The 17901-nt window shown below is 75.0% G+C and carries 22 protein-coding genes and 1 pseudogene; 8 read left to right on the forward strand and 15 right to left on the reverse strand.

Annotated features, from left to right (window positions below; translation table 11 throughout):
- Nucleotides 1-29: 29 nt before the first annotated feature.
- A complete protein-coding gene (locus tag ABZ312_RS21850; protein ID WP_500438531.1) occupies nucleotides 30-938 on the reverse strand; it encodes an SDR family oxidoreductase in 909 nt (302 codons plus the stop codon).
- Between the two features lie 182 nt (nucleotides 939-1120).
- On the opposite strand from ABZ312_RS21850, the gene ABZ312_RS21855 reads away from it, so the two are divergent.
- A complete protein-coding gene (locus ABZ312_RS21855; RefSeq protein ID WP_500438533.1) occupies nucleotides 1121-2017 on the forward strand; it encodes a LysR family transcriptional regulator in 897 nt (298 codons plus the stop codon).
- 491 nt (nucleotides 2018-2508) lie between these two features.
- Here the strand turns inward: ABZ312_RS21855 and ABZ312_RS21860 are convergent, their stop codons facing one another.
- The 6 genes from ABZ312_RS21860 to ABZ312_RS21885 all read right to left on the reverse strand — a co-directional run bounded on the left by ABZ312_RS21860 (nucleotide 2509) and on the right by ABZ312_RS21885 (nucleotide 7470).
- Nucleotides 2509-4548, reverse strand: a complete 2040-nt coding sequence (locus tag ABZ312_RS21860) for a serine/threonine-protein kinase (protein WP_500438535.1) — start codon at nucleotides 4546-4548, stop codon at nucleotides 2509-2511.
- A gap of 76 nt (nucleotides 4549-4624) precedes the next feature.
- Nucleotides 4625-5491, reverse strand: a complete 867-nt coding sequence (locus tag ABZ312_RS21865) for an oxygenase MpaB family protein (RefSeq protein WP_500324279.1) — start codon at nucleotides 5489-5491, stop codon at nucleotides 4625-4627.
- Between the two features lie 141 nt (nucleotides 5492-5632).
- Entirely contained in the window at nucleotides 5633-6088 is a 456-nt protein-coding gene (locus tag ABZ312_RS21870) for an SPW repeat domain-containing protein (RefSeq protein WP_500324280.1), read from the reverse strand.
- Between the two features lie 178 nt (nucleotides 6089-6266).
- Entirely contained in the window at nucleotides 6267-6641 is a 375-nt protein-coding gene (gene crcB / locus ABZ312_RS21875; protein WP_500324281.1) for a fluoride efflux transporter CrcB, read from the reverse strand.
- Nucleotides 6638-6985 (reverse strand): DUF190 domain-containing protein, encoded by a 348-nt coding sequence (locus tag ABZ312_RS21880; protein WP_500324282.1) that lies wholly within the window; start codon nucleotides 6983-6985, stop codon nucleotides 6638-6640. The genes crcB and ABZ312_RS21880 overlap by 4 nt, the downstream gene beginning before the upstream one ends.
- The gene (locus ABZ312_RS21885; RefSeq protein ID WP_500324283.1) at nucleotides 6982-7470 is read right to left on the reverse strand and encodes a fluoride efflux transporter FluC; all 489 of its coding nucleotides are present in this window, start codon (nucleotides 7468-7470) and stop codon (nucleotides 6982-6984) included. The genes ABZ312_RS21880 and ABZ312_RS21885 overlap by 4 nt, the downstream gene beginning before the upstream one ends.
- 223 nt (nucleotides 7471-7693) lie before the next feature.
- Between ABZ312_RS21885 and ABZ312_RS21890 the strand changes: the two genes are divergently transcribed.
- Nucleotides 7694-8185 carry a nucleotidyltransferase domain-containing protein gene (locus ABZ312_RS21890; protein ID WP_500324485.1) on the forward strand — a complete coding sequence of 164 codons (492 nt, stop codon included), beginning with the start codon at nucleotides 7694-7696 and terminating at the stop codon, nucleotides 8183-8185.
- Nucleotides 8186-8190: 5 nt separating this feature from the next.
- Here ABZ312_RS21890 and ABZ312_RS21895 read toward each other — a convergent pair whose 3' ends face one another.
- The 5 genes from ABZ312_RS21895 to ABZ312_RS21915 form a co-directional block, all read right to left on the reverse strand.
- Nucleotides 8191-8589, reverse strand: a complete 399-nt coding sequence (locus tag ABZ312_RS21895) for a VOC family protein (RefSeq protein ID WP_500324284.1) — start codon at nucleotides 8587-8589, stop codon at nucleotides 8191-8193.
- A 109-nt stretch (nucleotides 8590-8698) separates the two neighbouring features.
- Nucleotides 8699-9877 (reverse strand): acyl-CoA dehydrogenase family protein, encoded by a 1179-nt coding sequence (locus ABZ312_RS21900; protein ID WP_500324285.1) that lies wholly within the window; start codon nucleotides 9875-9877, stop codon nucleotides 8699-8701.
- An 89-nt stretch (nucleotides 9878-9966) separates the two neighbouring features.
- Nucleotides 9967-10830, reverse strand: a complete 864-nt coding sequence (locus ABZ312_RS21905; protein ID WP_500357413.1) for a 5-oxoprolinase subunit C family protein — start codon at nucleotides 10828-10830, stop codon at nucleotides 9967-9969.
- Complete coding sequence (locus tag ABZ312_RS21910) at nucleotides 10827-11456, reverse strand: 5-oxoprolinase subunit B family protein (protein ID WP_500324287.1); 630 nt, start codon at nucleotides 11454-11456, stop codon at nucleotides 10827-10829. The genes ABZ312_RS21905 and ABZ312_RS21910 overlap by 4 nt, the downstream gene beginning before the upstream one ends.
- On the reverse strand, nucleotides 11453-12217 hold the full coding sequence (locus ABZ312_RS21915; protein WP_500324288.1) for a LamB/YcsF family protein: 765 nt from the start codon (nucleotides 12215-12217) through the stop codon (nucleotides 11453-11455). The genes ABZ312_RS21910 and ABZ312_RS21915 overlap by 4 nt, the downstream gene beginning before the upstream one ends.
- Nucleotides 12218-12412: 195 nt before the next feature.
- Between ABZ312_RS21915 and ABZ312_RS21920 the strand changes: the two genes are divergently transcribed.
- The 4 genes from ABZ312_RS21920 (at nucleotide 12413) to ABZ312_RS21935 (ending at nucleotide 15330) form a co-directional block, all read left to right on the forward strand.
- Complete coding sequence (locus ABZ312_RS21920; RefSeq protein ID WP_500438537.1) at nucleotides 12413-13123, forward strand: GntR family transcriptional regulator; 711 nt, start codon at nucleotides 12413-12415, stop codon at nucleotides 13121-13123.
- A gap of 123 nt (nucleotides 13124-13246) precedes the next feature.
- Nucleotides 13247-14239, forward strand: coding sequence for a dihydroxyacetone kinase subunit DhaK (gene dhaK, locus ABZ312_RS21925; protein WP_500324290.1), 993 nt, complete (start codon nucleotides 13247-13249; stop codon nucleotides 14237-14239).
- A gap of 24 nt (nucleotides 14240-14263) precedes the next feature.
- Entirely contained in the window at nucleotides 14264-14935 is a 672-nt protein-coding gene (dhaL, locus tag ABZ312_RS21930) for a dihydroxyacetone kinase subunit DhaL (protein ID WP_500324291.1), read from the forward strand.
- The gene (locus ABZ312_RS21935) at nucleotides 14932-15330 is read left to right on the forward strand and encodes a PTS sugar transporter subunit IIA domain-containing protein (RefSeq protein WP_500324292.1); all 399 of its coding nucleotides are present in this window, start codon (nucleotides 14932-14934) and stop codon (nucleotides 15328-15330) included. Before dhaL ends, ABZ312_RS21935 begins: the two co-directional genes overlap by 4 nt.
- Nucleotides 15331-15352: 22 nt before the next feature.
- Here the strand turns inward: ABZ312_RS21935 and ABZ312_RS21940 are convergent, their stop codons facing one another.
- A complete protein-coding gene (locus tag ABZ312_RS21940) occupies nucleotides 15353-15610 on the reverse strand; it encodes a 50S ribosomal protein L31 (RefSeq protein WP_499510636.1) in 258 nt (85 codons plus the stop codon).
- A gap of 50 nt (nucleotides 15611-15660) precedes the next feature.
- Complete coding sequence (gene rpmG, locus ABZ312_RS21945) at nucleotides 15661-15825, reverse strand: 50S ribosomal protein L33 (protein ID WP_500324293.1); 165 nt, start codon at nucleotides 15823-15825, stop codon at nucleotides 15661-15663.
- A 149-nt stretch (nucleotides 15826-15974) separates the two neighbouring features.
- Here rpmG and ABZ312_RS21950 point away from each other — a divergent pair, with 149 nt between their 5' ends.
- A complete protein-coding gene (locus ABZ312_RS21950) occupies nucleotides 15975-17066 on the forward strand; it encodes a PP2C family protein-serine/threonine phosphatase (RefSeq protein ID WP_500438539.1) in 1092 nt (363 codons plus the stop codon).
- A gap of 27 nt (nucleotides 17067-17093) precedes the next feature.
- Nucleotides 17094-17334, forward strand: a pseudogene (locus ABZ312_RS21955) (FAD-binding protein); the annotation flags it as partial.
- A 13-nt stretch (nucleotides 17335-17347) separates the two neighbouring features.
- Here the strand turns inward: ABZ312_RS21955 and ABZ312_RS21960 are convergent.
- Entirely contained in the window at nucleotides 17348-17890 is a 543-nt protein-coding gene (locus ABZ312_RS21960) for a PadR family transcriptional regulator (protein WP_499510640.1), read from the reverse strand.
- Nucleotides 17891-17901: the final 11 nt, after the last annotated feature.

The following is a 17901-nucleotide window of genomic DNA, read 5'->3' on the forward strand; positions in this document are numbered from 1 at the left end:
GCAGGCTATCCGCCGTCCGCCGTCGCGGATCAGGCGTCGGACCGGTCGAAGTAGTGGCCCTCCGCCAGGTCCTGGAGCAGCGCGGGGTGCTCCGGGCGCCACCCCAGGAGCTCCCTGGTGCGCGCGTTCGACGTCGGGTTGTCCAGCGTCACGAAGCTGGACAGGAAGCCGAGGTGCTCCTCCGCCGCCTCGCGCGGCACGCTCTTCACCGGGACGTCCAGGCCGCGCCCGATCGCCTCGGCGATCTCCCGGAACGGGATGCCCTCGTCACCGGCCCCGTGCAGCCGCGAGCCGGCCGGCGCCGCTTCCAGGGCCAGGCGGAACAGGCGCGCCGCGTCCAGGGTGTGGACAGCGGGCCAACGGGTGGCGCCGTCCCCCACGTACGCCGAGACGCCCTTGTCGCGCGCCATGCCGATCAGCCGCGGGACGAAGCCGTGCCGGTCGGACGGGCCGTGCACGGACGGGGCGAGGCGGACGACCGACGACCGGACCCCGCGCGCGGCGAGCGCGACGGCCGCGTTCTCCGCCTCGCCACGGGGAGATGCCGGGGGCGCCGCCTCGTCCTCCGTCCCGGGGCGGCCCGCGACGGCGGAGGCGAGCATCAGCGTGCCGGAGGTGATCACGAAGGGGCGTCCCGAGCCCTCGAGCGCGTCCCCCATCGCCTCGACGGCCCGCAGGTCGGTGGCGACTGCGCCCGCGTAGTCGGAGAAGTCGTGGCCGAAGGCCAGGTGGATGACGCCGTCGGCCTCCGTGGCGCCGCGGCGCAGGCCGTCGAGGTCCTCCAGGCTGCCGCGGTGGACCCCGGCCCCCACGGTCGTCAGGGCGGCGGCGGAACGGTCCGAGCGGGCGAGGCCGACGACCTCGTGCCCGGCCCCGAGGAGTTCGGCGACGACGGCGGTCCCGATGTGCCCGGTGGCGCCGGTGACGAATACACGCATGCTGCGATCCTTCGATGAGGTGGTGTGGTGCCGCCCCTCGCGCGGTGCCGGCGGCGCGGTCCGGGGCGGTCTCCATCGTGCGGGCCGGGACCACCCGCGGTCCAAGGCCCGTTCTGCACGGCGCAATGCGTTCCGGGCATCACCCCAGGTGGAAGGGGACGGGACGGACTAGGCTGGGCGTCATGTCCGAGTCCTCCTCCGCGCCGCCGGATCTCGACCTGCGGCTCGTGCGCTACTTCACGGCCGTCGCCGAGCACCGGCACTTCGGCCGGGCCGCCGAGGCGCTGCACGTCACGCAGCCGTCCCTGAGCCGGCAGGTCCGCCGCCTCGAGCAGCAACTGGGCGCGCGCCTGCTGGACCGCACCCCGCGGGGCACCGTCCTCACCGAGGCCGGGGAGGTCTTCCTGCCCCGCGCCAGGGCGCTGCTGCGCTCCGCCGCGAGTGCCGCGGCCGAGACCCGCGCCGCCGCCCGGCCCAGCCGGATCACCGTGGGCTACACCGCGGGCCTCATCGTCACCCCCGCGGTGCGGGAACTGCGCCACCGTCATCCCGACGCCGACGTGCGCACCCAGCACGTGCCCTGGAACGAGGCGAGCGCGGCACTGCTGGACCACCGGGTGGACGCGCTCGTCACGCGGCTGCCGTTCCCCACCGGCGGGCTGCACGTGACCGTGCTGTACGACGAACCCCGGGTGCTGGTGGTGCCACTGGACCACCGCCTCGCGGGCAAGGAGTCCGTCACGCTCGACGACATCGCCGGCGAACCCCTGCCCCGGGTACGGCAGTCGGACCCGTCGTGGAGCGCGTTCTGGCGGATCGACCCCCGCCCCGACGGCAGCCCGGCGCCGGACGGCCCCCTCATCGACGCCGTCGAGGACAAGTTCGAGGTGGTCGCCGCCGGGCAGGCCGTGACCATCTCGGCGGGCGTCCGCGGCGGCCTGCGCCCCGACCTCACCGCGATCCCCCTCGAAGACGTCGAGCCGAGCCACGTCGTCCTGGCGACCCGCGCCGGCGACGGCAACCGCCTCGTGGCGGCCTTCCGCAAGGCAGCGCAGTCCCGCCTGACCGGCCGCCCCTGAACGCGGAACCTCGCGCGCGGGGTTCCGGGCGCGCCAGGAGCGCAGCCCCGTGCGGGCCCGCAGGCGCTTCCGCCGAAGTGGTGCGGCCGCCACCGCCGAAGCCACCTCGACAGGCACGACGGACTGCGCCACGGCGTCCGCCGCGCCGGGTTCCCACCGGCCGCCCCTGAACCCGGAACCCGCGGCCGACCGCCGCAACCGGGTACTCGGCGCGCCAGGGCCACGGCGCCGGGAACACGGCCTACGCGTGCTCGTCGGAGGCAGGCCCGGCAGAACCCGTCCTCCGCGACTCCGGACCCGCAGCCGGAAGCCGCGACCGACTGCTCGGCACGCCGCTTCGACGGCGGCGGTGCGGCGACCACCGCCGAAGCGGCCCTCGACAGGCCCGGCGAGCTCCGCGGCGGCTTCTCATCGGCCGCCGACGGACACGGAACGCGCGCCCGGACAGCCGCCTCCGTCCCCGGAGTCGCACGGGTCATCCGATCGTCCGGTCAGCAGGGCAGGCCCAGTTGTTCGCGGCAGCGGGCCCGGTCCTCGTGGCTGGCCACCGTGTCGGGGTGCTCCGGGCCGAGGGTTCGCTCGCGGGCCTCCGCCACGGCCTCGTGGAGAGCCAGGGCCTCGCGCCAGTCCCCCAGCCAGCCCAGGGCGACGGCGATCTCGCGGCGGCTGACGAGCGTGTCGGGGTGGTCCGTGCCGAGCGCGCGGGTGCGGACCGCCGCGACGTCGCGGGCCTCGGCGAGGGCGTCGCTCCAGCGGCCGAGACGGCCGAGGCTGACCCCGAGGCCGTGCCGGGCGCGGAGGGTGTCGGGGTGGGCGGGGCCCGACAGGCGGGTGCGGAGGGCGACGAGGTCGGTGTAGAGCTCGTGGGCCTCGGCGCCGAGGCCCATCCGCCCCAGGCAGATGCCCAGTTCGTGGCGGGTGGCCAGGGTGTCGGGATGGTCGGCCCCCAGCAGTGCGGCCCGGGTCGCGGCGACGTGGGCGTAGGTGGCGCGGGCCTCCGGCCAGCGGTCGAGGAGCCCGAGCAGATGGCCGACCTCGCAGCGGGTGGTGAGCGTGTCGGCGTGGGCGGGGCCCAGGACGCGGGTGCGGGAGTCCGCGACCTGCGCCGCCAGCGCGTACGCCTCCTGCGTGCGGCCGAGCAGCCCGAGGGTGACGGCGAGGTTGTGCCGGCAGTGCAGGGTGTCGGGATGGTCGGTGCCCTGCCGCCCCTCGCGGGCGGCGAGCACCGCGGCGTACCCCTGGCGGGCCTCCTCGTGGCGGCCGAGCCGTCCGAGGGCATAGGCGGCCTCCTGCCGGGCGGCGAGCACGGCGGGGTGATCCGCGCCCAGGGCCTGCGCCCGGGCCGCGGCCACCTCCTCGTACGCGCGCAGCGCCTCGGCGTGGCGGCCGCCGCGGCTGAGGCACAGGGCGAGTTCGTAGCGGCTGGTGAGCGTGTCGGGATGGGTGGCCCCGAGCAGCCGTTCGCGCTCCTCGGCGACGGCGCGGTGCGACCGTTCGGCCTCGGACCAGCGGCCCAGCCGGGCGAGTCCGACGGCCGTGGTGTGCCGGCTCGCCAGGGCCGCGGTGCCGTGCATGCCGGGCGCCCCCGACCGCAGTTCCAGACGGCGCGCCCAGGAGGGCAGCCCGGGCTCGGGGCGGGTGCCGCCCTGCCCGCCCTGCCCGCCGTCCCGGAGCGTCTTGAGCCGTCCGGCCACGTCGGCGGCGCTCTGCGGGCGGTCCTCCGGGTTCTTGGCGAGCAGGTCGAGGACGAGCTGCTCCAGTTCCCCGGGCAGGTCGGGCCGGTGCTCGCGCGGCGGCCGGGGCGGAGTGTCGCGGTGGCCGACGAGGACGGCCCAGGTGTCGTCGAGATCGAAGGGCGGCGCGCCGGTGGCGATCTCGTAGAGGACGCAGCCGAGCGAGTAGAGGTCGCTGCGGTGGTCGATCCCGTCCTCGCCGCCGATCTGCTCCGGCGACATGTAGTGCGGGGTGCCCATGGCGACCCCGGTGCCGGTCAGCCGCGAGGTGAAGCCGATGTCGTGGCCGAGGCGGGCGATGCCGAAGTCGCAGATCTTCACGTCGCCGTCGGCGAGCCGCATGACGTTCGCCGGCTTCAGGTCGCGGTGCACGATGCCCCGGGCGTGGGTGTACGCCAGGGCCGCCGCGATCTGCACGGCGATGTCGGTGACGTCGGGGACGGGCAGCGGACGGCCCTCGTTGTCACCGAGCAACTGCCGCAGGTTGCGGCCGTCGAGCAGCTCCATGACGAGGAAGAGCACGCCCTCGCTCTCACCGAAGTCGTGGACGACGGTGACGCCGCGGTGCTGGAGCGCCGCCGCGACCCGTGCCTCGCGGCGGAAGCGCTCCCGCAGCACCCGGTGCACGGACGGGTCCAGTGAAGGGCTCGTCGGTTTCAGGCACTTGACCGCGACCTCCCGGCCCAGCGACTCGTCCAGCGCCTTCCAGACCTCGCCCATGCCGCCGCGCCCGATCCGCTCCCGCAGCCGGTAGCGGTCGCGCAGCAGTGTTCCCCCGTCGTACCGACCTGCCGTCATGGTGTGCGCCGCCCCCGGTCGTCCGCCTCTCCCCGTACCCAGTATGGCCGCGGGGGGCACGCTTGGGGACCCGCCGTTACCCCAGGGAACGCGCCTGTTCGCGCAGCCGGTGGGTGGACGGGTGCGTGCCGGGGCCGAGGCGTCCGACCGCCTTGAGGATGTGCCCGGGGGGCAGTTGCCAGCGCAGGTAGGAGGGGACCGTGCGCAGCAGCAGGCCCGTGCCGCGCAGCCGCCGCCCGGTGACCGGGACGGCCGGGGCGGGCCGCCCGTACAGCTCGTGGGCGAAGGGTGGCAGCGCGGCGTAGGCCAGTGCGGTGGCCCGGCCCCACACGGCGAACCGCAGGGGCAGCAGCGCCCAGGGCACGGGCGGCCCCTGCAGGAAGGCGAAGACCTCCAGGGCCTCGGGGGTGGCGGCGAGCTCCGGCCGCACCTTCTCGAAGTAGGCGGCGAGCGACTCGGTGTCGCCGGGGACCTCCGCCGGGTCCAGGCCCACCAGCCGGGCGGCCTCGCGCTGTTCGGCGACGTAGGCGTCGGCCTGCGCGTCGGACAGGGGGAAGCCGGAGCGCCGCGCGACCTCCAGGTAGGAGTCGATCTCGGCGCAGTGCACCCACAGCAGCAGTCCGGGATCGTCGACGGGGAAGCGCTCGCCGCTGTCCGGGTCCGTCGCGGACAGCCGGCGGTGGATGCCGCGCACCTTGGCCCCGGCCCGCTCGGCCTGCAGCGTGGTGCCGTAGGTGATCGTGCCGACGAAGTCCGCGGTGCGCAGCAGACGGCCCCACGCGTCCCGGCGGAAGTCCGAGTTCTGCGTGACGCCGCGCACCGCGCGCGGGTGCAGCGCCTGCAGGTACAGCGCCCGTACGCCGGCGATCCACATCATGGGGTCGCCGTGCATCTGCCAGGTGACCGAGGCGGGCCCGAAGAGCCCGGGGTCGGCGTCGCGCATCGCAGCCTCCTGTCGCCGTGCGACCACGGCCGGCCCCACCCGCGACCGGGGCGGCGGCCTCCGGCCTGGTGCCCGCAGCGCCGAGCATAGGGCCGCGCGGGGCGCCGGGTCTGCCCCGTGCGGCCCTCCCTCGGTGGCGTGTCAGCGGGCGGGCGCGGCGTCACCCGGCGGGTGGGAGCGCCGTCGCTCGATCAGGGCCAGGCTCACCGCTCCCAGGACGATCAGGCCCACGCCCGTCACGATCTGGTTGAGGGGCGCGAGACCGGCGCCCGGGTCGTCGAAGTAGCCGAAGACGAAGGGCGAGGCGACCAGGCAGGCACCGCACACGATGGTGATGACGTCGCTGCCGGGCCCCCGGGTCCGGGCCGCCCGTGCGATCGCGTTGAGCAGGATGATGGTCGAGAAGACCAGGTCGACGATCCGCACGTTGTTGCCGATGGGCGTGTCGGGATACGCCAGCGCCCATCCGGCGGCGAACAGCCACCCGCCGATCAGCAGCAGGGGTGCCGTGAACAGCGAGTCGCGTATGTCGGCCGGTGGGGTCTGGGTGTGGCCCGCCGTCTGGATCCGGGTGGCGGAACGCTGAGCCAGGGACATGGTGCCCTCCCGCGGTGGGAGCCCCGTCGCCCGGCACGCGGCACACGCCTCGCGGCGCCTGTCGGCGGGGAACGCACCCGCGTCCGCTCCGGGCGACGGGCCGGAGTGTGGACTCCTCTCATTTTAGGCGGGTCGCCGGGAACGTCCTGTTCTGCGGCCTTCCGGTGCCGGGCGCGGTTCAGGCCCAGATCGCCTGGGCCACGGCGGCCCCGGTGAAGGCCGCGCCGATCCCGGCGACCACGCTGGCGACGACGTTCGCGACGGCGAAGAACCGCGCCCCGGTCTCCGCCAGCCGCAGGGTCTCGTACGAGAAGGTCGAGTAGGTGGTCAGCGCCCCGCAGAAACCCGTGCCGACCAGGAGCTGGACCGAATGGGAGGCCGCCCCGTAGGTGACCCCGCCTGCCACCAGCCCCAGGACGAGGCAGCCGACGACGTTGACCGTGAACGTGCCCCACGGGAACACGGTGTCGTGCCGGGCCTGGACGGCGCGGTCCGTGAGGTACCGCAGCGGTGCCCCGACCACGGCCCCGGCGATGACGAGCACCCAGTTCACCCGTGGTTCCCCCGTCCCACGTAACGGATGACCTCGACCTCGTCGAGGGTGACCAGCCCTTCGGTGACCAGCTCGTCGAGCTGCGGCAGGAACGCGCGGACGCGCTCCTCGTGGTCGACGATGACGACGGCCACCGGCAGGTTGTCGCTCAGCGAGAGCAGCCTGCTGGTGTGGATCAGCGAGGAGGCGCCGAAGCCCTCCACCCCGTGGAAGACGCTGGCGCCGGCCAGGCCGGCGTCGTGGGCGCGGCGGGTGATCTCGGAGCACAACGGCTTGTGGTGCCAGGTGTCGTTGTCGCCGATGAGGATCGTCAACCGTATCGCGGTGCCGTGCAGCCGTGTCATGTCTGCCTCCGAACGATCAGGCGACGGGTCGCGTGCGCCGCGCCCCACACCGCGGCCAGGGCGACCAGCGGCGTGGCGGCGAGGTAGGCCAGCCCGGCGCCGGCGTGACCGCCCTCCACCAGGCCGTGGATGTCGACGGCGTATGTGGAGAAGGTGGTGAAGCCCCCGAGCACGCCGGTGCCGAAGAACGGACGCACGAGCCGGTGCACGGACCACATCTCGGTGATGACCACCATGAACACGCCGATCACGGCGCAGCCGAGCGCGTTGACACCGAAGGTGGTCCACGGGAAGGCGCCCGGCGCACCGGGCCACAGCAGGCCCGCGCCGTAGCGCGCGCACGCTCCCAGCGCTCCGCCGACCGCGACCACGCCGACGACCGGCGCCTGTTCCCGTATCCGCGCGGATCGCGGCAGGGGCGGCTGCGGCTCGACGTCGGGGGACACGGGCTCGGTCATCGGGGAGAAGGGGGCTGGTGAGGTCATGCGTCTCCTACTCGTGAGGCGCCCTGCTGCGGGCGCGTTCCGTCACAAGTAGGGACCGTTGGCGGCATCCTCACCGCGGTTCGGTTACGGCGGGCCCCACCGCCGCGCGGCGGTCACCAGGGACCACCGCCACCTCCACCATACTCCGCGGTGCCCGGCCCCGTGATCCGCTCCGGGGTGGCACCCTGGGGCTTCGAACCGGGCGAGGGGGGATGCGGCGATGATGACCGGGCCGGACGTGGTGGAGATCCTGCACCTGCTGCGGAGCGCGGGCGCGGAGGTCTGGGTGGGCGGCGGCTGGGGCGTCGACGCCCTGCTGCGCAGGCAGACCCGCGACCACCGGGACCTGGACCTCATGCACCGCCACGCGCAGGAGGACACCGTCGTCGCGGCGCTGGCCGCGGCCGGCTTCACCCAGTCCCTCGACCGGCGGCCGGTGCGCTTCGTCGTCACCGACGGCAGGGGCCGTGAGATCGACCTGCACCCGCTGTCCTTCGCCGCCGACGGGAGCGCGCAACAGGCGTCGCCGGAGCCGGGGCGGCCCTTCGTCTACCCGGCCGCGTGCTTCGTCACCGGCGAGGTCGAACGGACCGTCGTCCCGTGCCTGTCGGCCGAGCAGCAGGTGTACTTCCACCAGGGGTACGAGCCGACCGACCGGGACCGCCACGACATGCTCCGGCTCCGCGAGGCCTTCGGCATCGCCACCCACTTCTGAGGTCATCAGGACAGCGGCGTCAGGAAGATCCAGACGTGGCCGAAGGGGTCCCGCAGCATCGACTGGCGTGCGCCGTACGGCATGTCGGCCGGGGCCGCGAGCAGTTCGGCTCCGGCGGCCACGGCCCGGTCGGTGAGGGCGTCCACGTCCGGCACGTAGACGTGCAGGACGACGGACGGCGCGGCCGCGGCGGACGGGGGCGAGGCCGGGGCCTCGGCGTCGCCGAGCATGAGGGTGGAGCGGTGGATCCTGATCTCGGCGTGCACGATCCGCCCGTCGTCGCCTTCGAGCCGGAAGGACTCCGTCGCTCCGAACGCGGCGGCGTAGAACGTGATCGCCTCGGCGGCCCCGTCGACCAACGCGTGCGGGATGACGGCGTACTTGTACTGCTCGGGGATCTCCATGCACCGCACGCTAGAACCGCTCCGGGCGGCCGGGCATCGAGCGGAGGTCCCGTCGCGTCTGCGCCGGTGGACGTAGGACCGGCGGCGGCCTGGCCGCGGCCCGGCTGCCTCACCGCCGTACGCGCGGCATGCCCAGCCCGATCCAGGAGATGATCTCGCGCTGGATCTCGTTGTTGCCGCCGCCGAAGGTGAAGATGACGGCGCTTCGGTAGCCGCGTTCCAGCTCGCCGTGGAGGAGGGCGCCCGCGGAGCCCTCCTTCATGGGGCCGAGGGCGGCGGTGACCTCCATCAGCCAGGCGTACGCGTCGCGACGGGCCTCGGAGCCGTAGACCTTGACGGCGGAGGCGTCGTGCGGGGTGAGGGTGCCGCGCTGGAGGGCGTCGACCATCTGCCAGTTGAGCAGCTTCATGGCGTCCAGGCGGGCGTGGGTGCGGGCGAGGCGGCCGCGGACCCAGGCGAGGTCGATGACGCGGCGGCCGTCGGCCAGTTTGGTGCCGGCGGCCCAGCGGCGTACGTCGTGGAAGGCGCGGATCGCCATCGTGCCGTGGGCGGCGAGGGTGACGCGCTCGTGGTTGAGCTGGGTGGTGATCAGCCGCCAGCCCTGGTTCTCCTCGCCGACGCGGCGGGCCACGGGGACGCGGACGTCCTCGTAGTAGCTGGCGGTGGTGTCGTGGGAGGCGAGGGTGTTGATGATCGTGCAGGAGTAGCCGGGATCCGTGGTCGGCACCAGGAGGATCGAGATGCCCTTGTGGGGCGGGGCGCCGGGGTCGGTGCGCACGGCGAGCCAGATCCAGTCGGCGGTGTCGCCGTTGGTGGTCCAGATCTTCTGCCCGTTGACGACATACGTGTCGCCGTCCCGTACGGCGCGGGTGCGCAGCGCGGCCAGGTCGGTGCCGGCGTCCGGTTCCGAGTAGCCGATGGCGAAGTCGATCTCGCCGGCGAGGATGCGCGGCAGGAAGTGGGCCTTCTGCTCCTCGGTGCCGAACTGCATGATCGTGGGGCCGACGGTGTTGAGCGCCATCAGCGGCAGCGGGACGCCCGCCTGGGCGGCCTCGTCGAAGAAGATGAACTGCTCCATGGGGGTCATGCCGCGGCCGCCGTACTCCTCGGGCCAGCCGACGCCCAGCCAGCCGTCGCCGCCGAGCCGGCGGACGGTGTCGCGGTAGAAGCGCTTGGCCGCGGCCCGGTCGAAGTGGCGGGCGTAGGCGTTGTCGGGCACCAGTCCGGCGAAGTACGACCTGAGTTCGGCGCGCAGCCGCTGCTGCTCCGGGGTGTGGTCCAGGTGCACGGCCCCTCCAGAGGTCCGGTCGCGTCCCTGAGCGACGACGGCGCAAGAGTAGAACGCGTTGCAGAAATCCGGAAGGGCCGTGACCGGCCTCAGCGTCGGGGCACGAAGCGCACCGGCAGCCCCGGGACGGCCTGCGCGGCCGCGGCCAGGCCGCGCTCGGGGACCACGCCGACGACCGGGTAGCCGCCGGTGGTGGGCGAGTCGGCGAGGAAGACCACCGGCCTGCCGTCGGGCGGCACTTGGACCGCGCCCACGACCATGCCCTCGCTGGGCAGCTCCCGGTGGACGGCGCGCTCCAGCACCGGCCCCGTGGTGCGCAGCCCGATGCGGTTGCTGCGGTCCGACACCCGGAAGCGGCCGGCCGCGAGGGTCCGTACGGCCGCGGCCGTGAACCAGTCGTCGCGCGGACCGAGCCGCAGCGGCAGCACGAGCTCCCGCGGCGGACCGGCGTGCGGGGCCAGGTCGGCGTGGACGGGCAGCCCGGCCCCCGGGCCCAGCGGCAGGACGTCACCGTCCCCGAGCGGGGCGGGCCCGAGCCCGGACAGCAGGTCGGTGGAGCGGCTGCCGAGCACCGCGGGCACGGCCACTCCGCCCCCGACCGCGAGGTAGCTGCGCACGCCCCGCGTGGCGGGCCCGACCTCGAGCACCGCCCCGGCCGGCAGCCGCACGGGGGTGCCCCAGGGGGCGGGACGGCCGTCGAGCAGGACCGGTGCCGGGGCTCCGGTGACCGCGACGACGGCGGGGCGGGTGACCCGCACGGTCACCCCGGTCAGCGTGGTCTCCAGGGTCGCGGCGCCGTCGGCGTTGCCCACCAGTCGGTTGGCGAGCCGGTGCGCCGGACGGTCCAGGGCCCCGGAGCGGGCGACGCCGAGGGCCGCGTGGCCGTACCGCCCGAGGTCCTGGACGGTGGTCAGCGCGCCGGCCCTGACGACCCGCAGCTCGCCCCCGCTCACGCGCCGGCCCCGGCGGGCACGGGGACGAAGCGCACCCGCGTGCCGGGCGCGAGCAGCGCGGCCGGTTCGCGTTCCAGGTCCCACAGGCGCACGGAGGTGGTGCCGATCAGCTGCCAGCCGCCCGGCGAACTCCTCGGGTAGATGCCGGTGTAGGGGCCCGCGACGGCCACCGAGCCGGCGGGCACCGAGGTGCGCGGCTCGGCCCGGCGCGGCACGCCGTACCGTGCGCCGAGGCCGGTCATGTAGGCGAAGCCCGGGGCGAACCCGCAGAAGGCGACGCGGTGTTCGGCACCGGTGTGCAGCCCGGCCACGTCCTCCTCCGCAACGCCCCACCGCTCGGCCACGACCGCCAGGTCGGGCCCGTCGTAGCGCACGGGGATCTCCACGAGCGGCCCGCTCCCGGCGGCCCGGGCCGCGACGGTCCAGCCGCGCAGCTCGGCGCGGAGCGCGGCGGTGTCCGGCACCCCGTACAGCAGCACGGTCCGCTCGCCGGGGACGATCTCGCGCACCGGCCCGAGGCTGCCATCGCCGCGGCGGCGCAGGAGCTCGGCGTGCCAGGACTGCGCCTCCTCGGCGGTGGCGAGGTCGATCAGGAGCGCGTCCTCCCCGACCGTGAGGACCCTCACGCGAACGCCTCCAGCCGCACGCCCGCGTCCTCGAGCGCGGCCCGCACCCGCAGGGCCGTGGCCACCGCGTCCGGGGAGTCGCCGTGCAGGCACAGCGACCGCGCCCGTACGGTCACCCGCTCGCCGGTCAGGGCGGTGGTGACGCCGTCGCGGGCGAGGGCGACCGCCTGCCGGGTGACGTCGTGGGGGTCGGCGAGGAGCGCGCCCGAGGTGCCGCGCGGGACGAGTGTGCCGGCGGCGGTGTAGGCGCGGTCGGCGAAGGCCTCCCCCACCACGTCCAGCCCGGCCTGCCGGGCCGCGCGCTCCATGGCCGAGCCGGGCAGGCAGAGCACCGGCAGGGCCGGGTCGGCCCGCCGGGTGCCCGCGGCGACGGCGGCGGCCTGCTCGTCGTCGACGACGACCCTGTTGTAGAGGGCCCCGTGCGGTTTCACGTACGCCACCTGGGCCCCGGCGGCGCGGGCGAAGACCTCCAGCGCGCCGATCTGGTAGGTGATCTCGTCGGCCAGTTCGTCGGCGGGCACCTCCATCGCCCGCCGGCCGAACCCCGCCAGGTCGCGGTAGGAGACCTGGGCGCCGATGCGCACCCCGCGCCCGGCCGCGGTGTCGCACACCCGGCGCATGATGCCGGGGTCCCCGGCGTGGAAGCCGCAGGCGACGTTGGCGCTGGTCACGACGGAGAGCAGGGCGTCGTCGTCGGTGAGGACCCACCGCCCGTAGCCCTCCCCCAGGTCCGCGTTGAGGTCGATCACGAGGTCTGTCATCGGTGCGGCGAGCTCCTCGGGAAGGGTCGCGTCCGGTCGGGCGACGCGAGCTGCGGTCTCCGGCGGGCCGGTGGCGAACGGGTACCCGGCGCTCGATCACCGTAGATTCTTGTTGAACAATTGTCTTGTCCCCCGCTCTCGGATTGACTGGGCCCGCGCCGCGGGCCCGCGGCGGAGCGGAGAGGGGCGGGGACGATGGCAGCCGAGGTGGATCCGGCGGTCCTCGTGGGCGACCGCGCGCTGCTGGCACGCTCCAGCACCGCCGACCGCGTCGCCGCCGTGCTGCGCAGCCGGATCTCCGAGGGCCACCTGCCGCCGGGCGCCAAGCTCGCCGAGGACGTCGTCGCCGGGGCGCTGGGCGTCTCCCGCAACACCCTCCGCGAGGCCTTCCGGCTGCTGACGCACGAGAGACTGCTGGTGCACGAGCTCAACCGCGGGGTCTTCGTCCGGGTGCTGACCGTGCGGGACGTCGTCGACGTCTACCGGGTGCGGCGCCTGGTCGAGTGCTCCGTGATCCGCGGCCTCGTGGCCCCGCCGTACGACCTGACCGGGGCGGCGGAGGCCGTGACGGAGGGCGAGCGGGCCGCGGCCGGGGAGCGGTGGGGCCTGCTCGGCACGGCCGACATCCACTTCCACCAGGCGCTGGTCGACCTCGCGGGCAGCGCCCGGCTGACCGCGCTCATGACGGGCGTGCTCGCCGAACTGCGCCTGGCCTTCCACGCGATGGACGACCCGCGCGAGTTCCACGCGCCCTACCTGGGCGGCAACCGGGAGATCCTCGCCGCCCTGGAGGCGGCCGACCCCGCGAAGGCGGAACTGCTGCTGGCGTCCTACCTCGACGACGCCGAGGCGCAGCTCGTCCGCCGGTGCTCCGGACCGGCCGGGGGCGGGGACCAGCGCGGCTGAAGCCTCGTGCACGGTGCACACGAGACTCGTGCGTCATCAGGACTGCCCACGGCGCGCGGCTGATCCGTAGGCTGATGTCACAGCGCAGCACCTCCAGACCCAGCCTTTGGACGGAGCCGTTCGATGAAGATGCTGATCAATGTCCCGGAGACCGTCGTGGCCGACGCGCTGCGGGGGTTCGCGGCCGCGCATCCCGAGCTGACCGTGGACGTGGAGAACCGGTTGGTCGTGCGCCGGGACGCGCCGGTCGCGGGGAAGGTCGGGCTGGTCTCCGGTGGCGGGTCGGGGCACGAACCGCTGCACGGCGGGTTCGTGGGACGCGGGATGCTCGACGCGGCCTGCCCGGGCGAGGTGTTCACCTCCCCCGTCCCGGACCAGATGGTCCGGGCCGCCGCGGCGGTGGACAGCGGGGCCGGGGTGCTGTTCATCGTGAAGAACTACACCGGTGACGTGCTCAACTTCGACATGGCCGCCGAGCTGGCCGAGGACGAGGGGATCGTGGTCGCCAAGGTCCTGGTCAACGACGACGTCGCGGTGACCGACAGCCTCTACACGGCGGGACGGCGCGGCACCGGCGCCACGCTCTTCGTGGAGAAGATCGCGGGCGCGCTGGCCGAGGAGGGGGCGCCGCTGGAGCGCGTCGAGGCGGTCGCGCGGCGCGTCAACGAGCTCTCGCGGAGCTTCGGCGTGGCACTGACCGCGGTCAGCACGCCCGCCAAGGGCGCGCCCACCTTCGACCTCCCGGCGGGCGAACTGGAGCTGGGCATCGGCATCCACGGCGAGCCTGGCCGGGAGCGGCGGGCGATGATGACCTCGGGCGAGATCGCCGAGTTCGCCGTCGACGCCGTCCTGGACGACTTCCGCCCGACCGGTCCGGTGCTGCTGCTGGTGAACGGCATGGGCGGGACGCCGCTGCTGGAGCTGTACGGGTTCAACGCCGAGGTGCACCGCGTGCTCGGGGCGCGCGGCGTGACGGTGGCCCGCACACTGGTCGGCAACTACGTGACGTCGCTGGACATGGCGGGCGCGTCGGTGTCGCTGTGCCAGGTGGACGAGGAGCTGCTGCGCCTGTGGGACGCGCCGGTGAGCACGCCGGGCCTGCGCTGGGGCGCCTGAGCGAGCAGAAGGAGAGCGGGAGAGATGAGCGAGGCATCGTCCACCGGAGCGGGCCAGGTGATCGACACGGCTTTCCTCCGCCGTTGGCTCACCGCCGCGGCCTCGGTGATCGAGCGCGAGGCGGACCGGCTGACGGAGCTGGACTCCCCCATCGGCGACGCCGACCACGGCGCGAACATGCGGCGCGGTTTCATCGCGGCGCGCACCGCGGTGGAGAAGGAGCCGCCGGACACCCCGGGCGGTGTCCTGGTGCTGGTCGGGCGGCAACTGATCAGTACGGTCGGCGGGGCCTCGGGGCCGTTGTACGGGACGCTGCTGCGCAAGGCGGGCAAGGCCCTGGGCGACGCCCACCAGGTGGCGCCGGAGGAGTTCGCACAGGCGCTGCGGGAGGGGGTCGACGGCGTGGCGCAGCTGGGCGGCGCGGCGCAGGGGGACAAGACGATGCTGGACGCACTGGTGCCGGCCGTGGAGTCACTGTCGTTCGCCCTCGACAAGGGTGCGGGGCTCGCGGAGGCGCTGTCGGCGGCCGCGATCGCCGCGGACGAGGGCGCGCTGGCGACCGTGCCGCTGCAGGCCCGCAAGGGGCGGGCGAGCTACCTCGGGGAGCGCAGCATCGGCCACCAGGATCCCGGGGCGACCTCCTCGGCCCTCTTGCTGGGCGCCCTGGCCGGCACCGCGCGGGGCGGTGCGTCATGACGGTCGCAGTGGTGCTGGTGTCGCACAGCGCCGAGGTCGCCGAGTCGGTCGCCCGTATGGCGACCGGCCTGAGCGGCGGCGGGGCCCGGGTGCCGGTGGCCGCCGCCGGCGGCGCGCCGGACGGCGGACTCGGCACGGACGCCGCGAAGATCGCCGCCGCCGCGCACGCTGTCGACCAGGGCGACGGCGTCGCCGTCCTCGCCGACCTGGGCAGCGCGGTCCTGACGGTGAAGACGCTGCTCGCCGACGAGGACGAACTGCCGCCCGGCACCCGGCTGGTCGACGCGCCGTTCGCCGAGGGCGCGGTGGCCGCGGTGGTCACCGCGTCGGCGGGCGCCGACCTGGACGCCGTGGCCGCGGCGGCCCAGGACGCCTACACGTTCCGCAAGACCTGAGCGCCGCGGCCGTCGTCGGTCGTCAGCTCCGGCGGGCGCCGGCCCCGTACCGGCGCTCGAACCGCTCGACGCGTCCGGCGGTGTCCAGGACGCGGGCGTTGCCGGTGTAGAACGGGTGGCTCGCGGAGGAGATCTCCACGTCGACCACCGGGTAGGTGTTCCCGTCCTCCCAGACGACGGTCTTCTCGCTGGTCATCGTGGAGCGGGTGAGGAAGGCGTGGTCCGCGGCGCGGTCGCGGAAGACGACCGGACGGTAGACGGGGTGGATCGTGTGCTGCACGGTGTGCTCCAGTCTGGGGAAGGGACGGGGGACGGTCGGCCTCGCCGGTGTCAGCGCTCCTCGCGGAACGGCACGTGACGGCCGACGGCCGGGTCGTACTTGCTCAGGACCATGCGGTCCGGGTCGTTGCGCCGGTTCTTGCGGGTCACGTAGGTCGTGCCGGTGCCGGCGCTCGACCGGAGCGTGACCACCGGGCGCTGCTCGCTGCGTGCCATGCGGTGCCCTCGTCTTCCATAATGGTTTTCATTTTCTTCGGACGTGCTCCTCAACACGGGGGCCGTCGCGTCCATTCCCGCCGCTCCCCGCCCGGTGCGGCGAAGATGGAGGCAGGGGGTCCCGCACGGCGACAGGAGGGCCGGCACCGATGGCCCGAGGCCCGCACCAGCACACCGCGGCAGCCCCGCTCGCACTGTCCCGCGGGGCGCTGTGCTTCCTGGCCATGGCCTACCTGCTGATCGCCGCGTGCGTGGTCCTGGACCTGACCAGCGGCCCGCAGACCACCCTGGCCCCCGTGCTGGCGGCCCTTCCGGTGCTCGCCGGTGCGCACTCCCGCCGCGCCCGCGGGCCGCTGGCGGCCGGGGCGCTCGCGATCGGCCTGGTCTTCGTGCTCGCGGCGGCGAACCACGGGGTCCCGGCGCTGGTCCACGTGGCCTCCGCGATCACCGTGCTCGCGGTGACCTTCACCAGCACCGGCGCCGTCGTCCTGATCACCGGGCGGGAGCGGGAGCTGGCCCGGGTCCGCGGGGTCGCCGAGGCGGCGCAGAGCGCCCTGCTGCGTCCCGCGCCGCCCCGGATCGGACGGCTGCGCGTCGCGGTGCGGTACGTGGCGGCGGAGGCGGAGGCCCGTATCGGCGGGGACCTGTACGAGGTGGTGCCGACCGACCACGGGGTGCGGGTGCTGCTCGGCGACGTGCGCGGCAAGGGACTGACCGCTGTGGAGACCGCCGCCGACGTCCTCGGCGTCTTCCGGGAGGCCGCCCGCTCCGAACCGGACCTGGAGGCGGTGGCCGCCCGGCTGGACGGCGCGCTCTCCCGCAGCGGCGGTAGCGAGGACTTCGTCACCGCCGTGCTGCTGACCGTCCCGGAGGACGGCGACGCCGCCGTGCTCGTCAACTGCGGCCATCCCGCGCCGCTGCTGCGGCGCGCCGGCGCGGTGACCGAGCTGACGCCGGAGCCCGCGGCGCCGCCGCTCGGGCTCCTCGCCCTGACCGGCGACCGCTACCGGCCGCGGACGGTCCCCTTCCACCGCGGCGACCTGCTGCTGTTCTTCACCGACGGTGTGGTCGAGGCCCGCGACCGACGGGGCCGCTTCTACCCGCTCGCCGACCGCGTGCGGGAGATGACGGAACAGGACCCGGACGACCTCCTCGACCGGGTGCTGGCCGATCTGCGCTCCTGGAGCGGCGGCGGCCTCGGCGACGACGCGGCACTGCTGGCCGTGCGCCGCACACGGTGACGGACGCGTGCGTCTTCACTTCCGGGGGGGGACAGCGCCCACGACCACCACTGCACCGACTCCGCGCTGCTGCCGAAACAAGGGCGGCATGCGCACCGGCGCCCGCGCCCCTGTGCTGCTTCCCGACGGGACGGCGATCGCGGGCCTTTACGCCGCGGGCAACGTCAGCGCGGCCGTCGCGGGGCACAGTTGCGCCGGGGCGGGCTCGACCATCGGCCCCGCGATGACCTTCGGCCACGTCGCGGCCAACGACATCGCCGACCACTGAACCCGGCGGCAGATCAGGGCCGCCCCATCCGCTCGACCTCGGCGACCGCCTCGCCGAGCCACCGCGACCAGAAGGTCTCCAGGTCGATGCCCGCACGCAGCACCAGGTGCCGCAGCCGGTCCTCGTCGGCGCCGCGCCCCGGCGGGAAGTCGCGCCGCTCGATCTCGGCGTACTCCGCCAACTGCCGCTCGTGCAGCTCGAGATGGCGCCGCAACTCGGCCGCGAGCCCGTCGGTCCCGACCACCGCCGCGGCGCGCAGCCGCAGCAGCAGCGGGTCGCGGATGGGTTTGGGGTCCTCGGTGGCCGCCACCCAGGCGGTGAGTTCGGCGCGGCCCGCGGGCAGCACTTCGTACTCCTTGCGCTGGCCGCGGGCGGGCTGCGCCGCGGGCAGGGCCCGGATCAGCCCCGCCTCCTCCAGCCGGCCCAGTTCGCGGTAGATCTGCTGGTGCGTCGCGGACCAGAAGTAGCGGATCGAGCGGTCGAAGCGGCGTGCCAGCTCAAGGCCCGAGGACGGCTTCTCCAGCAGGGCGGTCAGGATGGCGTGCGGCAGCGACATGCCCGCATCCT

Origin of the sequence: Streptomyces sp. NPDC006207 (assembly GCF_040613835.1) — a bacterium.
GTDB lineage: Bacteria > Actinomycetota > Actinomycetes > Streptomycetales > Streptomycetaceae > Actinacidiphila.